General features: G+C 60.5%; 18 protein-coding genes and 1 pseudogene. 9 read left to right on the forward strand and 10 right to left on the reverse strand.

Annotation, left to right across the window (positions count from 1 at the left end; genetic code table 11):
• Window positions 1-37: 37 nt before the first annotated feature.
• Together FFI94_RS30575 and FFI94_RS30580 are read right to left on the reverse strand one after the other, a co-directional pair.
• On the reverse strand, window positions 38-820 hold the full coding sequence (locus tag FFI94_RS30575) for an ABC transporter permease (RefSeq protein WP_138871137.1): 783 nt from the start codon (window positions 818-820) through the stop codon (window positions 38-40).
• Window positions 817-1,755: an ABC transporter ATP-binding protein gene (locus tag FFI94_RS30580; RefSeq protein ID WP_138871138.1), complete on the reverse strand. Its 939-nt coding sequence runs from the start codon at window positions 1,753-1,755 to the stop codon at window positions 817-819. Before FFI94_RS30580 ends, FFI94_RS30575 begins: the two co-directional genes overlap by 4 nt.
• A 329-nt stretch (window positions 1,756-2,084) precedes the next feature.
• Between FFI94_RS30580 and FFI94_RS30585 the strand changes: the two genes are divergently transcribed.
• Complete coding sequence (locus tag FFI94_RS30585) at window positions 2,085-4,166, forward strand: PhoX family phosphatase (RefSeq protein ID WP_138871139.1); 2,082 nt, start codon at window positions 2,085-2,087, stop codon at window positions 4,164-4,166.
• Between the two features lie 81 nt (window positions 4,167-4,247).
• On the opposite strand, the gene FFI94_RS30590 is transcribed toward FFI94_RS30585, so the two are convergent.
• Together FFI94_RS30590 and FFI94_RS30595 are read right to left on the reverse strand one after the other, a co-directional pair.
• Window positions 4,248-10,295 carry an isopeptide-forming domain-containing fimbrial protein gene (locus tag FFI94_RS30590; RefSeq protein ID WP_138871140.1) on the reverse strand — a complete coding sequence of 2,016 codons (6,048 nt, stop codon included), beginning with the start codon at window positions 10,293-10,295 and terminating at the stop codon, window positions 4,248-4,250.
• 962 nt (window positions 10,296-11,257) lie between these two features.
• Window positions 11,258-11,938, reverse strand: a complete 681-nt coding sequence (locus FFI94_RS30595) for a glycoside hydrolase family 25 protein (RefSeq protein WP_397495545.1) — start codon at window positions 11,936-11,938, stop codon at window positions 11,258-11,260.
• On the opposite strand from FFI94_RS30595, the gene FFI94_RS30600 reads away from it, so the two are divergent.
• Window positions 11,859-13,276, forward strand: a protein-coding gene (locus FFI94_RS30600) for an IS3 family transposase (RefSeq protein ID WP_138871141.1) whose coding sequence is annotated in 2 segments (ribosomal slippage) — window positions 11,859-12,236 and window positions 12,239-13,276 — 1,416 coding nt in all. Because the reading frame shifts where the segments join, the coding sequence is not laid out codon by codon here. The two genes, FFI94_RS30595 and FFI94_RS30600, sit on opposite strands and share 80 nt — an antisense overlap.
• On the opposite strand, the gene FFI94_RS30605 is transcribed toward FFI94_RS30600, so the two are convergent.
• Window positions 13,273-13,575: a GH25 family lysozyme gene (locus FFI94_RS30605; protein WP_260684443.1), complete on the reverse strand. Its 303-nt coding sequence runs from the start codon at window positions 13,573-13,575 to the stop codon at window positions 13,273-13,275. The genes FFI94_RS30600 and FFI94_RS30605 overlap by 4 nt on opposite strands.
• A gap of 62 nt (window positions 13,576-13,637) precedes the next feature.
• Window positions 13,638-14,975, reverse strand: coding sequence for an amylo-alpha-1,6-glucosidase (locus tag FFI94_RS30610; protein ID WP_138871142.1), 1,338 nt, complete (start codon window positions 14,973-14,975; stop codon window positions 13,638-13,640).
• A gap of 127 nt (window positions 14,976-15,102) precedes the next feature.
• Between FFI94_RS30610 and FFI94_RS30615 the strand changes: the two genes are divergently transcribed.
• Together FFI94_RS30615 and FFI94_RS30620 are read left to right on the forward strand one after the other, a co-directional pair.
• Window positions 15,103-16,014, forward strand: a complete 912-nt coding sequence (locus FFI94_RS30615) for a cation diffusion facilitator family transporter (protein ID WP_138871143.1) — start codon at window positions 15,103-15,105, stop codon at window positions 16,012-16,014.
• A gap of 101 nt (window positions 16,015-16,115) precedes the next feature.
• Window positions 16,116-17,450, forward strand: a complete 1,335-nt coding sequence (locus FFI94_RS30620) for an HNH endonuclease signature motif containing protein (protein ID WP_138871144.1) — start codon at window positions 16,116-16,118, stop codon at window positions 17,448-17,450.
• On the opposite strand, the gene FFI94_RS30625 is transcribed toward FFI94_RS30620, so the two are convergent.
• Window positions 17,447-18,448 carry a PHP domain-containing protein gene (locus FFI94_RS30625; protein ID WP_138873512.1) on the reverse strand — a complete coding sequence of 334 codons (1,002 nt, stop codon included), beginning with the start codon at window positions 18,446-18,448 and terminating at the stop codon, window positions 17,447-17,449. The genes FFI94_RS30620 and FFI94_RS30625 overlap by 4 nt on opposite strands.
• 78 nt (window positions 18,449-18,526) lie before the next feature.
• On the opposite strand from FFI94_RS30625, the pseudogene FFI94_RS34445 reads away from it, so the two are divergent.
• From FFI94_RS34445 to FFI94_RS30645, 4 genes and pseudogenes are all read left to right on the forward strand, one after another.
• Window positions 18,527-18,928, forward strand: a pseudogene (locus FFI94_RS34445) (TIGR03668 family PPOX class F420-dependent oxidoreductase); the annotation flags it as partial.
• On the forward strand, window positions 18,929-19,660 hold the full coding sequence (locus FFI94_RS34450) for a cyclase family protein (RefSeq protein ID WP_138873513.1): 732 nt from the start codon (window positions 18,929-18,931) through the stop codon (window positions 19,658-19,660).
• Between the two features lie 129 nt (window positions 19,661-19,789).
• The gene (locus FFI94_RS30640) at window positions 19,790-20,920 is read left to right on the forward strand and encodes an ABC transporter permease (RefSeq protein ID WP_185993358.1); all 1,131 of its coding nucleotides are present in this window, start codon (window positions 19,790-19,792) and stop codon (window positions 20,918-20,920) included.
• The gene (locus tag FFI94_RS30645; protein WP_138871145.1) at window positions 20,917-21,600 is read left to right on the forward strand and encodes an ABC transporter ATP-binding protein; all 684 of its coding nucleotides are present in this window, start codon (window positions 20,917-20,919) and stop codon (window positions 21,598-21,600) included. The genes FFI94_RS30640 and FFI94_RS30645 overlap by 4 nt, the downstream gene beginning before the upstream one ends.
• Here FFI94_RS30645 and FFI94_RS30650 read toward each other — a convergent pair.
• From FFI94_RS30650 to FFI94_RS30660, 3 genes are read right to left on the reverse strand one after another with little or no spacing between them, the layout of a single operon-like run.
• Window positions 21,524-22,456 (reverse strand): metal ABC transporter permease, encoded by a 933-nt coding sequence (locus FFI94_RS30650; RefSeq protein WP_260684444.1) that lies wholly within the window; start codon window positions 22,454-22,456, stop codon window positions 21,524-21,526. The genes FFI94_RS30645 and FFI94_RS30650 overlap by 77 nt on opposite strands.
• A gap of 3 nt (window positions 22,457-22,459) precedes the next feature.
• Window positions 22,460-23,191, reverse strand: a complete 732-nt coding sequence (locus tag FFI94_RS30655) for a metal ABC transporter ATP-binding protein (RefSeq protein ID WP_138871146.1) — start codon at window positions 23,189-23,191, stop codon at window positions 22,460-22,462.
• Window positions 23,188-24,111 (reverse strand): metal ABC transporter substrate-binding protein, encoded by a 924-nt coding sequence (locus FFI94_RS30660; RefSeq protein WP_138871147.1) that lies wholly within the window; start codon window positions 24,109-24,111, stop codon window positions 23,188-23,190. The genes FFI94_RS30655 and FFI94_RS30660 overlap by 4 nt, the downstream gene beginning before the upstream one ends.
• Before the next feature lie 77 nt (window positions 24,112-24,188).
• Here FFI94_RS30660 and FFI94_RS30665 point away from each other — a divergent pair, with 77 nt between their 5' ends.
• On the forward strand, window positions 24,189-24,863 hold the full coding sequence (locus tag FFI94_RS30665) for an SDR family oxidoreductase (RefSeq protein WP_138871148.1): 675 nt from the start codon (window positions 24,189-24,191) through the stop codon (window positions 24,861-24,863).
• The last annotated feature ends 89 nt before the right edge of the window (window positions 24,864-24,952 follow it).

Raw genomic sequence — 24,952 nt, forward strand, 5'->3', positions numbered from 1 at the left:
CAGAGTTCTGGGAGCGCGAAGTTCTAGGAGCACCGAGCTAGGAGCGCGGTTCCCAACGGAAGTGCACATTGGCGATCAGAACCGACCCGACGATCCACGCGACCAGAACCAATAATGGCTGACCAGCCGAGACAAACGTGTCCGCAAAGCTCGCTGCCACGGCGCCTTCGTCGGCCAGTTCGGATGACGTACGCCCCACCCATCCCAGATTCACGAGATCGAGAACCGCGGCCATCGGCGTGAAATCGAGGACACGAGCGATATTGTCCGGCACGACATTTCTGATGCTCGACATACCCGCGGTCGCCAGAATGAGGATCGGCATGCACGTGATCTGCGCGGCTTCGGCATTACGCGTTACTGCGGAGGTGATGAGAGCCAATGCGGTGAAGACGGCAGCGCCACCGATGAACGCCACCAGCACCAGCACGGGATTGACCGGCACCCGCCCGCCCAGAACCACTACTGCGATACCGACAATGACCGTCAGCAGGCCCGTCAGCACCCACGACGGCACTGCTGGGCCGGCCAGGATCTCGGCGTCACTGCACTCCCCGGTGCGCAGACGCTTGAGCACCAATTCGTCGCGCCGGGTCGAGTACACCGACAGCAGGTTGTAGAACACGACAAACACGAGCAGAAAAAGAGCAAATACCTCGAGGCCCGACGCTACCGCGGTGTCGGACAAGCCGTCTTCGCGCGAGAGGATCAGAATCCCGATCGGGAAAATCAATGGCAGGACGATGGCGTTGAAGAGCAACAGTCGGTTTCGGCCCAGAAGGGTGAACTCTGCACGAGAGAGAGTTGCAATGCGGTTCATGCCGACGCCCCTTCAAGATTGACGTGATGGTCGAATTGATCTGCTATGGAGAGAAATACGGTCTCGAGAGATGCAGCCCGCGCATCCAGACCGGACAAGGTCACGTTGTTGTGCTGAGCCCAGATCAGGAGATCGGTGAGCGTTTCCTGCACGGTGGCAGTAGTGATGACCACAGAGTCGCCTTCGACGCGCATCTCGGCACCGGGCAAGTTCGGAAGCAGGAGATCCGGCCTACGCACCTTGATCTGCGCGGGATGATCCGCAACCACCTCGGCAACTGTTCCACTGCGCACTACGGTTCCCCGGTGCATGATCGCCAACTGATCACACAACGACTCGGCCTCGTCCAGGTAGTGCGTCGTCAACATGATGGTGACGCCGGAAGCTTTCAGTTCCGCGATCAATTGCCAAGTATTACGCCGACTTTCGGGGTCGAGACCCGTCGTCGGCTCGTCCAGGAACAGTACGAGCGGCTGACCGATAATGGCACAGGCCAAATCGAGTCGCCGCGCTTCGCCGCCCGAGAGGAACTTCACGCGGGTGTCGCTACGATCTCGCATGTCGACTCGCTCGAGCACCTCGTCGACCGGCAGGGGGTTCGAACAGGTTCCAGCCCACATCGACAAGCTCTCGCGAGCAGTGAGATCTTGAGGGAGGCCGCCTTTTTGGAGCATGATGCCCAAACTCGGGCGGAGTTCACGGCGCTCCCGCACCGGATCCATACCCAGAACACGCACCGATCCGTCCGTCGGCCTCGAAAGCCCTTGGATTACTTCGAGACTGGACGTCTTTCCAGCGCCGTTAGTTCCGAGGAGTCCGAATAGCTGCCCCTCCGCGACGGTCAGTTCGAGATCGCGGACCGCGAAGAACGCGCCCTTTCCGGAGCCGTAACGTCGAGACATGGCGTCAACCTCGATGACCGGATCGCCCTTCATCGCGTAGCCCCCGATCGGTTCCAGCCGCGCAACTCGATCGCACATCGAACGGCCATGGTGGGCGCCGGCCCCAGTTCCATCAGGTCGGTCAGGAAGTTTCCTTCATGCGGTTCTCTCATGCTTCCAGCCTCGCGGGCCGGCAGTTGCAAAAACAGTGCGAGGCGTCATCGGACTGAGTGACACCGTCATGAATCTGCGATGACAAATGTCATGGTCGGCCCACGTTTTAGGGTCGCCTCATTGTTCTGCCGTTCATTTTGACTTTCCTTTACCCTCGCTTACGGCTTCTACGGTTCCCGAGACCATTCATCGAATTTCGGGAGTTCACGGTGGCTATCAAGCCTTTGGCACTGTTTGTCAAACACGACGGTTTGTCTTCACGCGCGTCGATCACCTGCCAGTACAAGTGCGGAAACGCCTGCTCACACGAGGTGCCCAACACCTCGGAAGGTGCGTACTTCCGCGATATCGCCCGCTCAGCCCTGAGCCGACGCGGAATGTTGCGCGGCAGCGGCATGGCAGTGCTGGCCGTCGGAGCAGGTAGCGCGCTCGCCGGTTGCTCCGACGGAACAGCGGAAGCCGCCCCAGGGACCGGATCGGCAGGAAGCAGCGGCGGCGCCGGCACACCGGCGGGCACCAACTTCACCGCCGTAGCCCCCAACAAAGCGGATGCAGTTACCGTCCCCGAGGGGTATGAACAGAGCGTCGTCATCCGCTGGGGTGACGCTGTTCTCGCGGGAGCACCGGCCTTCGACTTCGAGAACCAGACCGCGGCAGCGCAGGCTCTGCAGTTCGGATTCAACAACGACTTCGCCGGGCTCCTGCCCGTCGAGGGTCAGCCCAACACCTACCTACTCGTGGTCAACCACGAGTACTCCACGGAACCGGCCATGTTCCGCGGCTACGACGCCGAAAACCCCACCGAGGAACAGGTCAAGATCGGCTGGGCCAGCCATGGACTCTCCGTCGTACAGGTCAAGGGCGACTCCGGGAGCGGCAAACTGGTTCCGGAAATCGGATCCAACAACCGTCGTATCACCGCGACAACCGAATTCCTCGTCACCGGTCCCGCCGCGGGCAGCGATTTCCTCAAGACCAGCGCCGATCCGACCGGCACCAAAGTTCTGGGCACGCTCAACAACTGTTCAGGTGGCGTAACACCATGGGGCACCGTACTTTCCGGCGAAGAGAACTTCAACCAGTACTTCGCAAACGCCGAGGCCGTCACTGATCCCGTCGTCGCAGCGCAACTGAAGCGATACGGCCTGGCCGGCGCCGCTTCCGAACGTAAGTGGGAACGCTTCGACAAGCGCTTCGATCTGGTGGCAGAACCCAACGAGGTGAACCGCTTCGGCTACGTCGTTGAAATTGATCCCTGGGACCCGTCTTCAACTCCCGTCAAGCACACCGCCCTCGGCCGCTTCAAGCACGAAGCCGCCACCATTTACATCACATCGGACGGCACCGTCGTGGCTTACAGCGGCGACGACGAGCGTTTCGACTACATGTACAAGTTCGTCTCCAGCCGAAAGATGCAGAGCGGCACAAGCCAAGCGGCCATGCGCCACAACATGACTCTGCTCGATGCCGGAACCCTGTACGTCGCAAAGCTCAGCGGAAACTCCGCCGGCGAGATCGACGGCAGCGGCAAGCTCCCCTCGGACGGCAAGTTCGACGGAACCGGCGAGTGGGTAGCCATCCTGCGCACGGGCGAAGACGGCAAGGGCGAATCGCTGGTCGACGGCATGAGCGCCGAAGAGGTAGCCGTCTTCACCCGTCAGGCCGGCGACAAGGTCGGAGCAACGAAGATGGATCGCCCCGAAGACTTCGAGGCAAACCCGAAGAGCGGCAAGGTATACGTCGCCCTGACCAACAACACCAAGCGCGGCGTCGACGGCGGCGCAGCGGCCGACGAGGCGAACCCGCGCAACAACAACAAGAACGGCCAGGTCCTCGAAATCACCGACGACCACGCCGGCACTACCTTCGGCTGGAATCTTCTTCTCGTGTGCGGAGATCCGGCCACAGCCGACACCTACTTCGGCGGCTTCGACAAGAGCAAGGTCAGCCCCATCTCGTGCCCGGACAACCTTGCCTTCGACCCACACGGAAACCTGTGGATCTCCACTGACGGCAATGCACTCAAGTCCAACGACGGACTGTTCAGCGTTGTCCTCGAAGGCGAAAATCGCGGTGAGACAAAACAGTTCCTCACCGTTCCCGTCGGCGCCGAAACCTGCGGTCCCATCGTCGACGAGAAGCGCGTCATCGTCTGCGTCCAGCATCCCGGCGAGACCGACGACGCCAGCATCGAAAGCCCCGCATCCCATTGGCCCGACGGTGGTTCCTCACAGCCTCGCCCGTCGGTAATCGCAGCCTGGAAGAAGGACGGCTCCCGGATCGGTTCGTAACACCAGCACGAAAACGACTGTGGGGCAGATCGCATACTCTGCGATCTGCCCCACATCGTTTACCTCAGATTCTCACGAGAATCAGTTGTCACCATCCTCGCGACGCTTACGCGTCAGGAGAACAACACCCGTACCCAGCGCCAGCAGCAGAACCAGTCCACCCGCTGCAAGCAACGTGGTGTTCACGCCACTCTCACCAGCGCCGCCACCCGAGTTGATCGTTCCACCCTTGGGAGCAGACGTCGTCGGCTTCGGCTGACCCGGCTGACCGGGGGTTGCTGTCGGCGGCTTCGGCTGTCCCGGAACGGTGCTCGGAACCGGCTGGCCCGGAACCGTCGGCGGGATAACGATCGGAGGTACAACGACGATCGGGGGAATGATGATCGTCGGTGTAACCGGCACCGTCGTGGGCGGAACCGTCGTAGTGGGCGGGTCCGTCGTTACCGGTGTCGTCGGCGGCGTAGTCGTCGTCACGCCACACGGATCCACAATCTCTTCCGCGACAACTTCTTCTTCTGTCGTGGTCTCGTCTGTGGTGGTCTCCTCCGTAGTGGTGGATTCCTCCGTACCAGTCACATCAGCGTCACCGGCAGTGGTCGCGCTAGCCGTCGTCGTCGCAGCCGTGGTGGTCGGAACCATCCGCGTGGTCGTCGTCGGAGGAACACAAGGCTCCGTCGTGACCGGCGGCGTCGTGGTGGTCGTCGGCGGCACCGTGGTGGTGGTCTCCGGCGGGTCCACCGGATGCTCGGTGCAGAGAGCATCGCCCGGCACACAGAGCACCGGCGGGTTCTCGCCACCAACCACCAGGTAGTTGTTCAGGACACCCGGCGAGAATCCGGGACCCGACAACGTTCCGATCTCGGGATTGACCTTGACGGTGTACGTCACCGTTGCAGTATCGCCCTTGACCAGCTTTCCGGTGACCGTGAAGACATTGTCGACAACACCCGAAACAACCAGCGTGGAAGTGGTAGCCGGATCCTTCGTCATTACTGCATCGTCGAGAACATCGGTCAGATCATCGTAGAAGCTGACCTCACCATCCGCGGTGCCCACATTCTTGAACGTGAGCGTGTACGTGATCTCCTGGCCGGCAACCACACGGTTCGTGGTGGACGGATCAGAGGACTTCAGTACCTCGATCGCGGGAGTGCCATCTACCGGGTGCTCGGTCGTGACCGGCGGAGGAGTGATCTCCGTACCCGTCGGCGGCTTCGCAGTACCGGTGACCTTGTTGTTGATCAACGTGCCACCAGCAACACCGGCATTGACCTTCACCTGATACGTCAGAACAACCGACTTACCCGCCTCGAGTGCACCAGTCCAGGAGAGCGTGGTGCCCTCGAGAATCGGAGCAGCACCGTCGACACCATCGACTACTGCCTTCAGCGAACCATCCACCACAGCAGCATTGTCGAGAACCTTCGACAGATCATCGGTCAACACAACCGGATCAAGAGTCGTGTTACCCGTATTGGCACCGGTCACCGTGTACGTGATCACCGAACCAGCAGCAACATTCGAACCCGACACCGGATCAGCAGTCTTCGCGACCGTGAACCCCGGAACCTGAACCGGATGCGTCGTGCACAGCTGCGTCGCCGGATCACACACCTCCGGAGGATCAACCGGCGGAGTCGTACCCGGAACAACGAAGTTGTTCACGAACACACCACCGACCACATCGGCATCGACCTTCACCGTGTACGTGACCGTCTTGCTCTCGCCGCCCGCCAATGTTCCCGTCACCGAGAAACCATCAGTGCCCGACATCGTCGCAGTCAACGGATCCTGAGCAGTCAAACCACTCAGAACACCCTTGTCCACAACCTGACGCAGATCATCGAAGTACGCGACCTCACCCGCACCGTTACCGGTGTTCGAGAACGTGAGCGTGTACTTGATGTCCTGACCGGCAACAACATTCGTTCCCGAAGCCGGATCAGAAGACTTCACCACAGCAATCTTCGGTGCCAGAACCGGATGCTCCGTCGTGACCGGCGGAGGAGTGATCTCCGTACCCGTCGGCGGCTTCGCAGTACCGGTGACCTTGTTGTTGATCAACGTGCCACCGGCAACACCGGCATTGACCTTCACCTGATACGTCAGAACAACCGACTTACCCTGCTCGAGAACACCCGACCAACTCAACGTGTTGCCCGACAAGGTCGGAACAGCACCGGGAGCTCCGTCGACAGTCGCCTTAGGCGACCCGGCCACGAGGGTTGCATTGTCGAGAACCTTCGACAGATCATCGGTCAACACAACCGGATCAAGAGTCGTGTTACCCGTATTGGCACCGGTCACCGTGTACGTGATCACCGAACCAGCAGCAACATTCGAACCCGACACCGGATCAGCAGTCTTCGCGACCGTGAACCCCGGAACCTGAACCGGATGCGTCGTGCACAGCTGCGTCGCCGGATCACACACCTCCGGAGGATCAACCGGCGGAGTCGTACCCGGAACAACGAAGTTGTTCACGAACACACCACCGACCACATCGGCATCGACCTTCACCGTGTACGTGACCGTCTTGCTCTCGCCGCCCGCCAATGTTCCCGTCACCGAGAAACCATCAGTGCCCGACATCGTCGCAGTCAACGGATCCTGAGCAGTCAAACCACTCAGAACACCCTTGTCCACAACCTGACGCAGATCATCGAAGTACGCGACCTCACCCGCACCGTTACCGGTGTTCGAGAACGTGAGCGTGTACTTGATGTCCTGACCGGCAACAACATTCGTTCCCGAAGCCGGATCAGAAGACTTCACCACAGCAATCTTCGGAGAGACCACCGGATGCGTCGTGCACAGCTGCGTCGCCGGATCACACACCTCCGGAGGATCAACCGGCGGAGTCGTACCCGGAACAACGAAGTTCAGCACCGTGTTGTCGGCATTCGCCGCAACACGATCGGCGTCAGCCTTGATCTTCGCCGTGTACGTCACCGTCTTCGTCTCACCAGCCGCGAGGGTTCCCGTCACCGCGAAACCATCGCTGCCGACCATCGCCGCAGCCAACGGATCCTGCGCAGACAAGCTGCCCGCAACCAGATCAGCATCATCGAGCAGACCACGCAGATCATCGAAGTACGCAACCTCACCCGCACCGCTACCGGTGTTCGAGAACGTGAGCGTGTACTTGATGTCCTGACCGGCAACAACATTCGTTCCCGAAGCCGGATCAGAAGACTTCACCACAGCAATCTTCGGTGCCAGAACCGGATGCTCCGTCGTGACCGGCGGAGGAGTGATCTCCGTACCCGTCGGCGGCTTCGCAGTACCGGTGACCTTGTTGTTGATCAACGTGCCACCGGCAACACCGGCATTGACCTTCACCTGATACGTCAGAACAACCGACTTACCCTGCTCGAGAACACCCGACCAACTCAACGTGTTGCCCGACAAGGTCGGAACAGCACCGGGAGCTCCGTCGACAGTCGCCTTAGGCGACCCGGCCACGAGGGTTGCATTGTCGAGAACCTTCGACAGATCATCGGTCAACACAACAGGATTGAGCGTTGTCTTACCGGTGTTCGTGCCCGTTACGGTGTATGTGATCGTCTGACCAGCATTGACACCGGTACCCGAGGCCGGATCGGCAGTCTTCGCGACAGTGAAACCTGGAACAGAGTGATTCGTCTCCACCGGCGGAGGAGTGATGTCCGGACCCGTCGGCGGCTTCGCAGTACCGGTGACCTTGTTATTCAGAACCGTGCCGGCGGCAACGCCGTCGTTGACCTTCACCTCGTAGGTGAGGACAACCGACTTGCCGGCTTCGAGAACACCAGTCCACGAGAGCGTGGTGCCCGACAGAGTCGGAGCAGCAACAGGAGTACCGTCGACGGTCGCCTTCAGCGAACCAGGAACGACAGCAGCATTATTGAGAACCGCACCCAGATCGTCATTGATCTTTACGGGATCGAGCTTCGTCTTGCCGGTGTTGGTGCCGGTGACGGTGTACTTGATCGACTCGCCGGCCTGAACCGTCGAACCGGAAATCGGATCAGCGGTCTTCGCCAAGGTGAAGCCGGGAACCGAGTGATTCGTCTCCACCGGCGGAGGAGTGATGTCCGGACCCGTCGGCGGCTTCGCAGTACCGGTGACCTTGTTGTTCAGAACCGTGCCAGCGGCAACGCCGGCATTGACCTTCACCTGGTAAGTCAGAACAACAGACTTACCGGCCTGAAGATTCGCGGACCACGACAAAGTGCTGCCCGACAGTGTCGGAGCAGCAACAGGAGCGCCGTCGACGGTCGCCTTCAGCGAACCAGGAACGACAGCAGCATTATTGAGAACAGCGCCCAGATCATCAGTGATCGTCGCGGGAGTTAGAGCCGTCTTGCCGGTGTTTGCACCGGTAACGGTGTACGTAATGGTGTCGCCGGCCTGAACCGTCGAACCGGAAGCCGGATCCGCCGTCTTGGTCAGCGTGAAACCAGGCATGGGATGTGTCGTGCAGAGATTAGTTGCAGGATCACATGTTGTGGGAGGAGTTGTAGTCCCCGGAACCAGATAGTTGTTCAGGACTTTGTTTCCACCGTCTTTGACCGTAACGGTGTATGTGACTGTCCCTTTGCCTCCCGCAGGCAAGGTGCCGCCGACCTTGATCTTGTCGGTGCCGTTCAATGCGACGGTAAGTCCGCCGGTTGCTGCCCCGAGCGCGGCAGTTCCGTCATCGATGACGTCGGCGAGGTAGTCCGTGTAGTCGATCGTCGCCGGAGCAGTTCCGGGATTCTCGAAGTTGAGGGTGTAGGTAATCGTGTTGCCGATGTTGACCGTCTCACCGGTAGGTGGTGACGACGACTTCTTCACGAGAACCGGGGTGTTCTTGACCTTGCAGTACACGTTGTCACCCGGTGTAAGTGCTGCCTGCGCAACGTCACCGACCTTGAGAGTCTGGGCCACACCGTTTACCTGGCAATCCCATGACGTCGCGTAGTTTGCGGTCTTGGTCGCCGAAGTAGTGGGCTTCTCCCAGAACGTGACAGGAGTAGGTGTCGTATCCGCGAGGAGCGTTCGCCAGCCAGTCGATGCCGTCGTATCAGTAGCGCCGGTTGTGGTGCTCTTGATCTCTGTCGCTGCAGCGGCACCCGCGTCAGCGTAGTGACCGGCGCTCATGCCGATAGTGAAATCGTCACCGGGGGTGACGCGCGTGAGGTCCTTGTCGATCTTGACCTTCGACAGCAGGACACCGAACGCCAGACCCTGACGCGAAGTGGCCTGAACGGTATTTCCGAAAGTGGCTGCGAAACTTGTCGGAGCAGTCGATGCGACGACCAGCGTTCCGGGCGTGCGCCCCTGGCCATTGACGTTGTTCCACGAATCGCATCGCACAGTGGTGGCTGGCATACCCGTCAGCCCACCGTCGCAGGCCCGAACTCCGGGGTAGGCAGGATCACTGTCGTCACCGACGGTACGTGCAATCTGACGTAGAGGCTTGTCCGAATTGAAAGTGAGGAATTCACGGTCGTTCGTAGTATTGATATTCGCGTCTGTCGACTCGGCGTCGGCTGCTACGAGCCCGTAGTTGTTGACGGCGCCATTCGGCCCCGTCATCACGATGTTCTTCAGCGAGACTGTTCCACCGGACTGACCAGCGGTGGCTGAGGTCTGGTAGATCGCCGGCTTGATCGTCGTCGGCACACCCGTGTACGCGGAAGTTCCCAACGCTGCATAGTGCAACGTGGGAAATGCCTTCGTTTCGATTCCCTGGTGAGTCTTACCCGCTACCGAGTCGGTGAGGAAAGCCTTGAAGCTGATCTTGTAGCCGTCGGTGAGCTGGATTTCCATCGACTGCCCTGCCGCAGAAGCAGCCGTGGCCGCATTGAGCGTCGACATATCGATCCAGCAGATGTTCTGCGAGAACGGACCGGAACCAGGGGCACTGAACGCACAGCCCTTTGCAGGCTGTTCGTCAGGCAGCACAGCGGCGCGAGCCGGTGCCTGAGCCTGAACGGGACCGCCGAGCGTCGCGGCCGGCTGCGCTGACGCAACTACTGCCGTCGCCCCGGAGATACCGAGAATCATCGCGATGGTGGTCCACACCACCGTCCACGCTCGCACCCAGGGCGGTAGCCCCGCGGTGAATATAGCCGACCTTGTCGGCGGTAAGTCGTTAGGCATTTCTTACTCCCCAGGATGTGCCTGATCGATATTCGGTGGACGGAGATGCGAGAGCGATGGCGCGAACTCCCGTTTGATCGGTTGGTTCGGGTCGGTGCGCCGGTTTTCGGCTGATCGACCTCATACCGGACGCTGTTGCCGGTCCTGCCATTCGAGCTCCTCTTCGGGTAACACCTGTGTGTTGGAAGAGCCGTCCTGTGCAGGACTTTGGCCCTCGAAATCCGTGCAAATCGAGAGCAATCTTCCAGTTATCTCGCTCAAGATAACAGATAACCGGGAGCTTGCCCACCGAAATAGGGACAAAGCAGACCGATTGACGCTTTCGTTCGGAGATCGAACAAGGCACGCTAGGAAGTTTTGGCCAACCGGACAATCTGACTAAAACGGGCCGTCACTAGGTCGTATGCCACTCGGAGCGACGTTGTGGCTGGATAGACAGGGTCCCCGAAATGCGCGGGCGCGCGACGGAACTAGACAAATGACCAGAATTCATAGTCCCTGTTGGGTGGGCCACAGCGAGAGAACTTCGACGCGGAATACACACAATCGACCATTGTTTCCTCGGCTGTTCGAACGCGCGAGAACCAGATGAACGATCACGGTCATTTCGGTCGAGATTGTGGGTAACAAAGAGAGGAGAAGCCCCGATAGACGGAGTTGAGGACCCGAAACGTCACTCGCGCGAGCCGGTAGTCATCCACGAAGACAAAACTCTAGGTCCGTTTTGTGAATATTTCCAGATGAGATTTCAGCCTGTTTCCCACCCTAGCTACCATCTGACCTCGTCTAGCTAGCAGAGCGTTCAACGATTTTGGTTACCGTTCCGCTGAATTTCTCGTAACCAAAGAGCTAAATACGGACCAATCGACCACGCATCGTTTGGGCGCAGAAAAGGGCCCTCAGGTGCCAAATAGGTCAGAGAGCCCGAAAAGAACACAGGGGCGCAAGCCCAGCCGCAGAAACTAGCTGCTGCCGAGCCCCACGCTGTTGGAGTAACGACCGAAGTCACCCTGCGCACCGCTGTAGACATTGATGTCGGTGTTACCGACGATCCCCGGTATGCGTCCGGTGCTCGTGTACTGCCAGAAGGTCCAATTCGACCATCCACCAGGCAAGGGTCCCGGAGCGCTCTGACCGTTGTAGTCGGCTATCCAGAGCGGGTAGTGGCTGAACTCGGTGGTGTTCGCCATCTGCGTCCGCCAGAAGTTGGGATACGTGTAGATGATCGGTTGCCGTCCGGTCAACGCCTGGACTGTGTTCAGGTAGCGGTGCGTCCAGTCGATCACCTGCGCTGCCGGCAAGCCTTTCGAGTCTTCGAGATCGAGGACGGGAGGCAAATCACCAGGACCGTTGATACCGAGGACCATAGCCGCGTAGAACGCCGCCTGAGCTTCCGGGGACTGGCGCACGTCCGCGTAGTGATAGGCACCGCGCGCAACGCCCGCAACCCTGCGTGTCAGCATGAGTTGAGTCCACTGGTTCACAGCAACCCCACCTGATGCAGGGCGAGATACGGATCGACCGAACATGACCGCTCCAGCGATCACAGACCACAATGAACCGATGGATCCAGCACATCCCAGAGCCGACGGCCCTCGCCGGCGCCGCACCTTCACCACCGCGGACAAGATCGCGCACCTCACGGCGTACGAACAGGCCTGCGAACACGGCGGCGGCGGCGCGTATCTGCGACGGGAGGGTCTGTACTCATCGCTGATCAGCGAATGGCGCAAGCAACGCGATGCCGGAGTACTCCAAGGTAAGAAACTTGGTGAAAAGGTCGGCAAACTGACTTCCGAACAAGCCGAAATCGCGAGACTGACCCGCGAACTTGCCCGGGCAAACAAGCGACTGACCACCACCGAAGCCGCACTGGACATCATGGGAAAAGCACACGCTCTCTTGGAAAGTCTCTCCGAGGGAGCGGATTCGGGCGAGACGAACAACAAACGATGACCGCTGCCTGGTCCGAACTCACCGCTGCCGGTGTCGGTACCCGGGCGGCGAGCACGCTGACTGGTCTCGTCCGCTCGACAGCAACCAGACGCCGCACCGCAGCACGATTGCCCACACCGCCGGCTGTGGCCCGCCCGGCACCGGTGAACAAACTCAGTGACCTCGAACGACGTCGCGTCCTTGACGTCCTCAATTGCGATCGATTCGTCGACCAGGCTCCGCTGGAGATATTCGCTCAACTCCTCGACGAAGGGACGTATCTGTGTTCGGTGTCCACGATGTACCGAATCCTGCGTGAGAATGCGCAGGTCTCCGAGCGTAGACGGCTCGCGCGGCACCCGGCGAAGGCGTGTCCGGAACTGGTCGCGACTGCGGCCAGGCAGGTGTATTCGTGGGACATCACCAAGCTCGCCGGTCCGGTGAAAGGTCAGTACTTCGATGCGTACGTGATGATCGACATCTACTCGCGCTACATTGTCGGCGTCCATGTTCACACGCACGAATCCGGTTTGCTGGCACGGGAATTGATGGAACAGATCTTCGCGGTGCATGGCATTCCGAACGTGGTCCACGCCGACCGCGGAACATCGATGACCAGCAAGACCGTCGCGACGCTCCTCGCAGATCTGGAAGTGACACGTTCACACTCACGTCCGCGAGTATCGAATGATAATCCATTCTCGGAGTCGTTGTTCAAGACGCTGAAGTACGGGCCGGAGTTTCCTGATCGGTTCGGATCACTTTTTGCAGCAAGGGAATTCATGGAAAGCTTCACCAACTGGTACAACCATGAGCATCGGCACACCGGGATCGGCCTGCATACTCCCGCAGACGTTCACTTCGGACTCGCGGCCGGCAAGGCCGCTGACCGAAGAAGTGTCCTCGCCGCGGCCCGCGAGCAACACCCTTACCGTTTCGGCACCACAGCCGCGCCGAAGATCCTCGACCTACCCGACAACGTCTGGATCAACCGACCAGCCGCCGAATCCGAGGACGCAAAGGACTCCGAAACCGCAGCGGCTTAACACCTATTGGACTCAGACGCCTTGACAAGTTCCGCAACACGCATGCGTAGACAATCCTGAACGAAATACGGATTTACGTAGTTCAGTGACTCCGTCGCTTTGACCATCGCGAACTCGTGCCCCGACGCCCGCACCTGGAACCAGTCGATTCCGGTTCCATCCACATGCTGCCAGGACGAAACGTCCGGCCCGCGGGGAGCATCCGCCGAAGCGAGACCAGGGGCCGTCAATGCAACGGCGGCAGCCATCACGATCGGGGTTAGTTTGCCTAAGGTCCTGACGCAGCGTCGCTCGGCCATTCCCCGAGCGTAGGGACTGCCGCCGGATTTGTCTGTTGTTTCACCAACTATTCAGACTTTGGTCATCCCAACCAATCGAGAACCGCTGCCGCTGTCCAGGATTGCTGCATGCTGCCCAACGGTTCACCTGTAAAGGGTTCGTAATACTCGGCAAAACTACCGTCACTGGCCTGCCTAAGCCCCTCGGCCCGGAGAACATACGATCGTTCAGCCCATCCACGACGCGCAAAGGCCCACGAGAACAGCCATGTGATCACCGGCCAGACAGGTCCACGCCAGTACTCACGCGGACGGAAATCACCGGACACCGGAGAAGTAGACGGCGGGACGGCAAATCTCATATCCGGATGCCCACAGAACTTCGGACCCTCGAATGTTCGCAACAGCGCACGTTCGGCATCGCGGCTGAGCCCACCACACAGTAACGGCGCAAACATCGCGATAGTCTCGGTATTCACCCAACGCCCGGTTCGGAGATCAAAATCCTTTGCAGCGCCAGTTCTTTCGTCAGTCGTTGCTATGACACCTCGACGGAACCGATCTGCCCAACCACGCAGATCTCGCACATCGGAGTTCGGTCTCGAATGCTCTTCGCCGATAGTCGCCAGGACATCGCACGCCATGGAGAAGACAGCTGAGACAAATACGTCCTCGACTGCAAAACTCATTGCGGTAGAAAGCTGTTGGTCGTCGTAGCGGACCGATTTCATTTCTTCGAGCAGCCACAGATAGCGATCGTATTCGTGATCCTTGGGACGCTGCGTCAGATCCGTCACGACAGCAAGGTCAGCTCGCTGGTACGCAGGAACCTGTCCCGCAACAACATTCCCGTACGCCGCGTCCCAACGTGGAGAGTTGTCCATCCCCGATTCCCAACCGTGGTAGAGCGCTATCCGACCATTACCGTCGAGATCTCGCGCCTCGGCAAGCCAGCGATGCCACCGAACCAGATCGTTCCACCGTCGATCCAAGAACTCCTCGGCAATCGCTCGGGTCGTACGACCGTGACGTCGCGAGTGGTCGAGGATTCGTTGTACGGCAATCGCGTGCACCGGCGGCTGGGTAATCCCGGACGTCGCCGTGCCTACCGGCGCATGTGCAGCCAAGGCATTGACGTCCCAACGCGTCGGGCCGGGAAAATAGCCGTCGACGCCGTTGGCAAAAACGATGTGCGGGATCATTCCGTTTTTCCACTGCGCGTCGAGCAGGGTATCGAGTTCGACGACGGCTCGTTCAACACTCAACGGCGCTAATCCGACAGCAACAAACGCCGCGTCCCAACTCCACATATGTGGATAAAGCTTGGGAGCAGCGCTAGTCATCGTGCCCAGATCATTACCGCGCAGCAGATATGCGGCTCGGGCGGCGAGCTGTGTCGGGGTGAATCCACGGTCGGCCATAGAAGTCTATTTTGCGTCGAATACGGCTTCGGCGCTCATCGGAGTGGCGCGGTGAGTCCTTCTTGCGACCACTTTGCTGGTATTCCTACGGGAAGAAGTTACAAATCTGACAAGGCGGTTGCGGTTCATGGGCATCAAAGAAGAGTCAGCGGAGCGCGAGCGCAAGACCTTGCGGTACTCGCTGATGGTTGCGACAGCCTTGGCAGTGATGGCCGCGGTGTGGGGATGGATTTCGCAGTCTCAGGTGATTCTGCTCGACGGTGTGTATGCACTGATCGGCATGGTTCTTACCTGGATGTCGCTGCGCGTCTCCCGGATCGCGGATTCAGGCCCGACGGCGCGTTTTCCGTTCGGCAAGGAAGCTCTGATTCCAGTGGTGATCGCAATTCAGGGCATGGCGTTGTTGGCAACGCTCGCGTACGCCGGAGTGGAGGCTGTTCGGGTCATTCTGGCCGGTGGAGCCGATGTCACCCCCGGGTCTCTCGCAGCATACGGCGCGATCAGTGCGGCCGTGTCGGTCGCGATCTGGCGTTATGTCGGTAAGGCCGACCGCACGTCGGATCTCCTGGTTGCCGAAGCCAGACAGTGGGGCGCGTCGGCCGCCTTCAGCGCGTTGGTCACCGTCGGCGCTGTTGTTGCAATGATCCTGGGGCGCACCGATTTCTCCGACGCCGATCGATATGTCGACTCGGTGCTCGTCCTGATCGGCTGTGCGATGCTGGTCCCACAACCCTTGGCGCTGTTGCGAACTGCTTTGGTGGAACTGCTCGAAGGTGCTCCGAGCCAACAGGTCCAGGCGCATGTTCACGACGCAATCGCGGCTGTTCGCGATGAGTTCGATTTGGATGAACCAGCCCTGACGATGAGCAAGGTCGGCCGCAAGCTGTACATCGAAGCAATGTTCATGGTCCCTCCCCACACGTGGGAGATCGACGACGAAGACGCGGTCCGACGCACATTCGCCAAACACCTCGCTGACGTGCCGTACGAACCGTGGCTCAACATCGAACTAACCACTGACCCCGCCCTGATGCTGTAGACCCATAACATTCCGTTCGACGCGAAAGTCTCACGGACCCAGAAGTTTTCCTTGACTCGAATAGATGTTCGAGTACAATAGAACCAGGGGAGGGGTTCTCGATGACAACAAGCACTTTCAGTTCGGATACATGTAGTGACGCTACCGCTGCTGTTGTCAACGGTCCTGCCGGAGGCATTCGGCAACGGCTGTGGAAGCTCTCGCGCGTCGAAGTGCGTGCTGTTGCAATCATTACCTCCGCGGAAATCCTTCGCCTGGAAGCGATCCGAGTCGCCGCTGTTGACGAATTGGCACTTCAACCTGATGAGCAAGTGCTGTGTTATCGAGGCGTAGGTCGATGGTTGGTGGCCAACACCATGCTTCAGAACGCTGCCGGGAATCGTATCGCGGCCCTGGGTAAGGCATTGCGGGCGTTCCCCGAAATTACCGCCCAATTCGACGCCGGGGACCTGTCCTTCGAACACGCCGCGTTGATCGTGGCATTTTGCGAATCTCCCCCAAAAGGGATGCCGGAGAACGCGTTACCACACTGCCTGAAAACACTGCTCGCTGCAGCTTCCGGCATCGAAGCCACAACTACCAAACTGCGCTACGCCATAGCTTTTCTCGAGCGGATCTTCGAATCGGAAGATATTCCGCCCGCTGAAGACACCGATCGCAACGAACTGCGCATCGCACCGACACTCAACGGGCGGGTCGTGATCAAAGGCGATTTCGACGCACTCACTGGCGAAATGCTGCTATCTGCGCTCTCAGGATTGTCGATGCCCAGACCGGCCACCGACGGGACGCCTGATCAGCGATCAGCCGCCAAACGCACCGCCGACGCCCTCACCGAACTTATCCGTCGCTACCTCGACAACGCCGCTACCGGCGTTGACGGTGGGCAACGTCCGCACCTGAATGTGCATATCGCTGCCAAGGATCTTGCGGAGCATCACAAATGCGCCACCAAGGCAACATCCGGCGACACTGATCCCGTCCTCGACTACGACGACCTCGATGTAGGGCACATGCCCTGGCTCGGACCGTTGAGTATCAGCCGCACCCAAATGCTGGCGTGTGACTGCATCCTCTCCATGGTGCTACTCGACGGCAGCGGAGCACCCCTCGACGTCAGCCCCACCAAACGCCTCGTCACCGCGGCCCAACGCACCGCGCTTATCGCTCGAGACAAAGGCTGCGCCTTCCCCACCTGCGACGCCGTCCCAGCCTGGTGCGACGCCCACCACATAAAACCGTGGTCAAAGGGCGGACCGACTGTGATGGACAACCTCGCGCTGCTCTGCCGGCACCATCACACCCTGATGCACCGCAAAACGGGATTCGTCGGACGCTGGGAAATCAAAATGGGTGACGATCACAAACCCTGGTTCATCCCACCACCAAGCATCGACCCGAAACAACGGCCCCGCCGCACCACACTGCGGAGCTAGTTGCCTGCCCATTCGAGGAGCGCGTCGGCCGTCCAGGTGTTTATCACCCGATCGGCGTCGACGCCGCACTTCTCTGCGCGCTCGCAACCGTAACCCTGCCAGGCCAATTGGCCCGGAGCATGGGCGTCGGTGTCGATAGAGAACATGCAGTCGAGATCGAGGGCCAACTCGATCAAACGCGAAGGCGGGTCACGACGCTCCGGTCGAGAGTTGATCTCCACAGCTGTACCGGATTCCCGGCAAGCCTCGAAGACTTTCTCGGCGTCGAACTGCGACTCGGGACGGGTTCCGCGAGCACCCTCGACTAGACGCCCGGTGCAGTGGCCGAGAATATCTACCCGCGGATTACGCACCGCGGCAAGCATTCTGCGCGTCATGGCTTCGCGTTCGGACCGCAGCTTGGAATGCACGCTCGCCACAACGATGTCGAGTTCGTCGAGCAAATCCGGGTCCTGATCGAGGGAGCCGTCTTCGAGGATGTCGACCTCGATTCCCGTGAGGATGCGGAAGGGCGCCAGTTCCGCGTTCAATCCGGCAATGACGTCGAGTTGAGCTCGCAAACGATCGGCGGACAGTCCGTTGGCGACCGTCAGTCGTGGTGAGTGGTCGGTGAGCGCGCAGTAGTCGTGGCCCAATGCGGCAGCTCGGCGCATCATCTCCTCGATCGGGCTGCCGCCGTCGGACCAGTCGGAGTGGGTGTGCAGGTCGCCGCGCAAAGCCTGCCGCAGTGGACCGTCGCCAATAGGTTTCGCCTGCCCCCGCAACTCGGCGAGGTACTCGGGCACACCGTCGTACGACTGGGCGATGATCGTCGCCGTTTTGGGCCCGATACCGGTGAGGGCTTTCCAACTGTCGGCCTTGCGGCGCGATTCCTTCTCGTCGTCCGACAGCCCTGTGAAGACCTCAGCGGCTCGCCGGTATGCCTTCACTCGGTGCGTTTCGGCACGCGATCGTTCGAGCCAGTAGGCGATCTCCCGAAGCGCTTCATCCGGTTCCATGGGTCCACTGTTCTCCATGGGTCCACTGTTCCGTCAGCAGCGGCTCGCGGCAACCCCTGATCCACTTACGCTGTAGTTATGGACGATCCGCGAGCACGATTCTCCACAGCACGAGTGGCACGACTGGCGACCGCTGATACCAACGGCGTTCCCCACATCGTGCCGCTCGTGTTTGTTGTTGTCGGCAGCACCGTCTACTCGTGCGTCGACCACAAGCCGAAAACCACAACCGCACTTCGACGGCTGAAAAATATTGCCGCGACGGGCCACGTCAGCCTGCTGGTCGATCGTTACGACGACGACTGGTCGCAGCTGTGGTGGGTACGCGCGGATGGTGATGCCGAAATTTTGGAACCGGGAACCGACGAGGCGGAGAGCGCGATCGACGCTCTGGCTTTGAAATACCCTCAATATGTTGACACCCGCCCGAACGGCCAGGTGATCGCGGTACGCGACGTCCGATGGTCCTCCTGGGAATCGCTGCCGAACAACGGCATTGACACATCAGATCGCGACACACCACATCGCATCGTGTCGCTCTCCCACGTCAACGACCCCGCATCCACGCCGATATTTCCCGGCGACCCGGAGTTCACTCTCGAAACCGCGACCACCGTCGAAGCTGACGGCTATTACCTGCAGTACGTCAAGCAGGGTGAACACACCGGAACACATTGGGGCGCACCGGCACATTTCGAACTCGGCGGACTGACCGCAGATCAATTGGATGCTGCTGACCTGTACCTGCCCGCAGTGAAGATCGATATCCGGGAGAAGTCTGCCCAGAATCCCGACTACATTCTCACGATTGACGATCTGGTCGAATGGGAATCTCGGCACGGACGGATACCGGACGGCGCAGCGGTGATCTTGTGGACCGGCTGGGAGTCCCGTTGGGGCACAGATCTGTACGCGAACATCGACGGCTCCGGCATGCATCAACCAGGCTTCGGCGTCGACGCCGTTCAATGGCTCTTGGATTCCGGGCGGTTGGGCCGGCGAGGCGCCCTTGGTACCGACACCTTCGGACCCGACGCCGGGAGCGACGAGCGCTATACAGTCTCGACCCTGCTGTACGGCGCCCACCGCATCAGTCTGGAGAATCTAGCCAACCTGAGTGCGCTCCCCGTCACCGGTGCGCACGTGCTGGTGGGAGGCACTGTCAATCGGGGCGGTTCGGGATCACCGGCGACGGTATATGCGCTGATCTGACGCTGTTCACGACACTTACCGACACCCCGTCGACATGTTCCCGACAGGGTGTCGATATGATTACGACACAGCGTCGTACTAGTCGTAATCACCGTCGGCCATGCCGCCGGCACACACTTCGGAGGCATCATGTTTCTGGCCGTGCGCGAACTGCTGTTCGCGCGAAATCGATTTTTGCTGATGGGAGCGGTGATCGCCCTCATCTCGATCCTGATGGTGATCATGGCCGGACTGTCTTCCGGCCTCGTCAACGACGGCGTATCCGGCCTGCAACGCACACCGGCGCAAGCCTTTGCCTTTGCCGAAGGCACCAAATCCGATTCCGCATTCAGCCGTTCGGTGGTCACCGAAGAGCAGGCACAGGCCTGGCGTGAGCGGCCGGACGTAGCCAATGCGGCCCTGTTCGGGAACATGATCGTGAATGCAAAGACCCAGAACGGCACTCCCGTCGATCTCACACTCTTCGGGATCGAGCCAGGCTCGTTCCTGGAACCGCCGGCTGCGGAAGGTACGGCACTGACCGGCGACAACACCGTCATCGTCAGTAACAGCGCCCGCAACGAGGGTGTGGAACTCGGCGATACCGTGACCGTCGACCGTCTCGGCACGGATCTGACTGTCGTCGGATTCACCAGTGACCAAAGAACTTTCGGTCACGTCGACGTCGCGTATGTTCCGCTGAGAACCTGGCAACAGATCCATGCCGGAACAAAGGCAGGTGAAGCGCCGCGCGCCGACGCATACAACGAGGGCAGTGTTATCGCCATCCAGGGCATCGACGGAGCGCTTCCCGACCTGAGTGCCGGCGACATTGCTGCGGGAACCGCGTCGAAGACGTTGACCGAATCTTTCGAATCCTCACCGGGTTACAGCGCCGAGATGATGACGATGACAATGATCAAGGCCTTCCTGTACGCAATCTCAGCCTTGGTGGTCGGTGCGTTCTTCACCATCTGGACGGTGCAGCGCAGCCGTGAAATCGCAGTCATGCGCGCTATGGGTGCATCTACCGGATTTCTGCTGCGCGACGGTCTGATGCAGGCTGTGATCGTCCTCGTTGCATCCGTATCGACCGGCGTGGTCCTAGGTTTGGGTCTCGGTAGCCTCCTCACCGGATCGGGGATGCCGTTTGCGCTCGAGGCGGGTCCTGTCCTGAGCGGCGCAGTTCTGCTCACCGTCCTCGGCCTGGCCGGTGCCGTCGTTGCGATCGCCCGTATCTCGTCTGTGGACCCCCTTGCCGCGCTAGGAGAAAACCGATGACCGTCACAACTACCACGCTCGGATTGAATCTTGCTGCGGCGCAGCTCTGTTTCGGCGACGGCGACAACAGCGTCACGGCACTCGACAACGTGGACCTACGGGTGCTGCCCGGCGAGATCGTTGCCGTCGTCGGACCGTCCGGTGCAGGCAAATCCAGTCTGCTTGCCGTTGCCGGGGGACTGACAACTCCGACGGGCGGCACTGTGAGCGTGAACGGCACCACCATCACTGGCCTGTCCAAGAAGAAACTGGCCGAGTTCCGCCGCGACAACATCGGATTCGTGTTCCAATCCGGCAATCTCATCCCGGCTTTGACCGCGACCGATCAGTTGCGCCTGGTCGAGAAGATCACCGGCCGAAAAGGATCGAAGACACCGGCTGAGCTGCTCGAGGCCGTCGGGATGACCCACCGCGCGAACAAACGACCGGGTCAACTGTCCGGTGGTGAGCGTCAGCGAGTGGGGATTGCGCGCGCCCTGATCAGTGATCCCTCCGTCTTGCTGGTGGATGAACCCACGGCAGCGCTCGATCGGCAACGCAGTCACGACATCGTCGAACTACTGGCGCGCGAAACTCATACGAGCGGTGTCGCCACCGTCATGGTCACCCACGATCATGAAGTGCTTCGTCACTGCGACCGAGTTCTGGAGATGATCGACGGGCGCCTTCAGTCGCACTGAGCGATCGCCTGCGCCGCTGCATGACCCACTTGGCCAGAACGCCGTGGCTGGGGCTGAAGAGATAGACCAGCATGAAGACGATCCCTTGCGTCATCACCACCATGCCGCCGGACGCGGTATCGAGGTAGTAGCTGATGTAGATGCCGGTGATCGCGCACATTGCCGAGATGGCAGGCGCGATCACCAACATCCGCGAAAACCTGTCGGTCAGAAGGTAAGCCGTTGCGCCGGGAATGATCAGCATGGCAACCACGAGCACGACGCCGACGGCCTGCAGCGCGACCACGGCGGTGAGCGCGAGAACTCCCAAGAGCAACGCGCTGAGCCGCTTGGGTGAGAGCCCGATTGCGTTGGCGTGGACGGGATCGAAGGCAAACAGCGTGAGATCGCGTCGTTTGACCAGTAGGACACCAAGCGCCAACGCGCCGAGCACGGCCACCTGAAGAAGATCCGACGAACTCACGCCGAGCAGGTTGCCAAAGATGATGTGATTGAGGTCCGTCTGACTCGGCGTGACCGAGATCAACACCAGCCCGAAGGCAAAGAGGGTGGTGAAGACGATCCCGATCGCGGCGTCTTCCTTGACTCGACTGGTGTTGCGTATCAACCCGATCAACGCGACAGCGATCAACCCGAAGATCAGAGCACCGATCGCAAACGGCGCTCCGACGACGTACGCCAGGACCACTCCCGGCAGAACGGCGTGCGACACGGCGTCACCCATGAGAGACCACCCGATGAGCACCAACCAGCAACTGAGCACGCCGCACACCACGGCGGCCACCACGGCAACAGCCAAGGCACGCACCATGAATCCGTATTCGAGCGGATCGAGCAGTAGTTCCACGATGTTCATCGATCAGGTCCTGCCCATCACGTCGAGGCCGAAGGCGAGGGCGAGGTTCTCGGGCCGAAGCACGGTATCCGGGTCGGAATGGACCAGCACCTTGCGCATGAGGAGTACCGCTTCGTCACACAGTTTCGGAACCGCATGGAGGTCGTGCGTCGAGACCAGAATCGACCGGCCGTCGGCAGCCAACTCCCGCAGTAGTGTGGAAATAGTTGCCTCGGAACGCTTGTCGACGCCGGCAAAAGGCTCGTCCAGCAACAGGATCGATGCATCCTGAGCGATGCCGCGGGCAACGAATGCGCGCTTCTTCTGTCCACCCGACAACTGCCCGATCTGACGGTCCGCGAACTCCGTCAGTTGCACTCGCTCCAGAGCGTGGGCAACGGCATCTCGATCAGCGCGCCGGGGACGCCGGGTGAACCCCATGTGCCCGTACCGGCCCATCATCACGACGTCGCGAACACTGATCGGAAAACTCCAGTCGACGTCCTCGCTCTGCGGAACGTATCCGACGTACCCCTTCTTGCGGGCCGTCACCGCCTCGATACCCGCGATACGCACAGAGCCGTTGTCCGGCTTGATCATTCCCATGATCACCTTGAACAACGTCGACTTCCCCGAGCCGTTCATCCCGATCAGACCGCACACGCTGCCCGTGTTCAACGTCAAGTCGACGTGCTCGAGCGCTTGCACGTCGCCGTAGTGGACGCTGACGTTCTCGACGCGGATCGCTTCGCTCATGATGTACCTCCGGTGAGGCCGCCGAGGATGACGTCGGTGTCGTGGCGAATCATGTCCAGGTACGTGGGAACCGGGCCATCTGCTTCGGACAGCGAGTCGACGTACAGCGTGCCACCGAATTTTGCTCCCGTTGCGCCGACAACCTGCTGCATCGGGGCGTCCGAGACCGTCGACTCGCAGAACACCGCGGGAACGGCGTTCGCTCGAACGAAGTCGATGGCCGCGATGATCTGCTGCGGGGTGGCTTGCTGCTCGGCGTTGACGGGCCAGATGTATGCCTCACTGAGCCCGGCGTCGCGGGTGAGGTAGGAGAACGCGCCCTCGCAGCTCACCAGCGCGCGTTGACCTGCAGGCAGCGTCGCCAGGCCGCTCACCAGGCGATCCTGTACCGATTGGAGTTCCGCCTTGTACTTCGCCCCGTTCTCCGCAAACGCCGCGGCGTTGTCGGGATCAAGATCGCTGAACGCCGCCACCATGTTGTCGACGTAGATCTGAGTATTCAACGGCGACATCCACGCATGCGGATTGGGCTTGCCCGCATAGGCGTCGCCGGCGATGGGAATTCCTTCGACGCCCTCACTCACCACGACGTGCGGAACGTCCATGCCGTTGACGAACTTGGCGAACCAGGCTTCGAGGTTCATCCCGTTGTCGAGGATCAAATCGGCCTGGTTCGCACGACGGATATCACCGGGAGTCGGCTCGTATCCGTGGATCTCAGCTCCAGCCTTGGTGATCGACTCGACGCGAAGGTTGTCACCCGCGACGTTCTGCGCGATATCCGACAAAACCGTGAACGTGGTGAGTACTACCGGGCGGTCATCGTCGGCGGAGTTCACCGCGGAACATCCCGCAAGGACCATTGCCGCCAGAGCAACAATCCCCAGGCGGCGGAAGCTTTTCGCGTCGCGTGTCGTCATATTCAAACTCTAGTATCAGGCGTGTCAAAGACACAAGTTCGGGTACCCGAACAAATAGGAGTCGTTAAGCTCGGCCCATGCGTCCTACTGCCTTGATCACCGGTTCCAGCCGCGGCCTCGGAGCTGCCATAGCGCGCGAACTCGCACCGACACACGACCTGGTACTCGGTGCCCGTTCTGAGGCCTCCCTCGAGGCGATCTCCGCCGAACTACCCGGTTCCACACCGTGGCCCGTCGACCTCACCGACTACGACGCCGTCGCAGCATCCGTTCCCACGAATCAGCTGAATGTCCTGGTCCACAATGCCGGTATCGCAGATCTCGGGACCATCGAGGGATCCTCCGTCGACCAATGGCGGCGCACGTTCGAGGCAAATGTCATCGCCGTAGCCGAACTGACTCGCGTACTGCTCCCCGCTCTGCGCGCCGGCAGCGGTCACGTCGTACTCATCAACTCCGGCGCCGGACTGCGCGCCAACGCGGGCTGGGGATCGTATGCAGCCAGCAAGTTTGCGCTCCGGGCGTTCGGCGACGCATTGCGGCTCGAAGAACCGTCGCTGCGCGTGACGTCGATTCACCCCGGCCGAATCGACACCGATATGCAGCGCGACATTGTCGCCGAGGAGGGAGGGAGCTACGACCCGAGTAACTTCCTGAAGGCCTCCACCGTGGCACGAGCCGTTCGCACCGCCGTCGAAACTCCCGCCGACGCTCACCCCACGGAGATCGTTCTCCGACCTACCGGCCGGTAAAACGCCAGTTCGACGGTAACAGAATGGTGACGATCGACTCCCCGATATCGCTTTCTCGCAACGTGCCCCGATACTGACATCAGTTGTAG

This window comes from Rhodococcus sp. KBS0724, from assembly GCF_005938745.2.
GTDB lineage: Bacteria > Actinomycetota > Actinomycetes > Mycobacteriales > Mycobacteriaceae > Rhodococcus_F.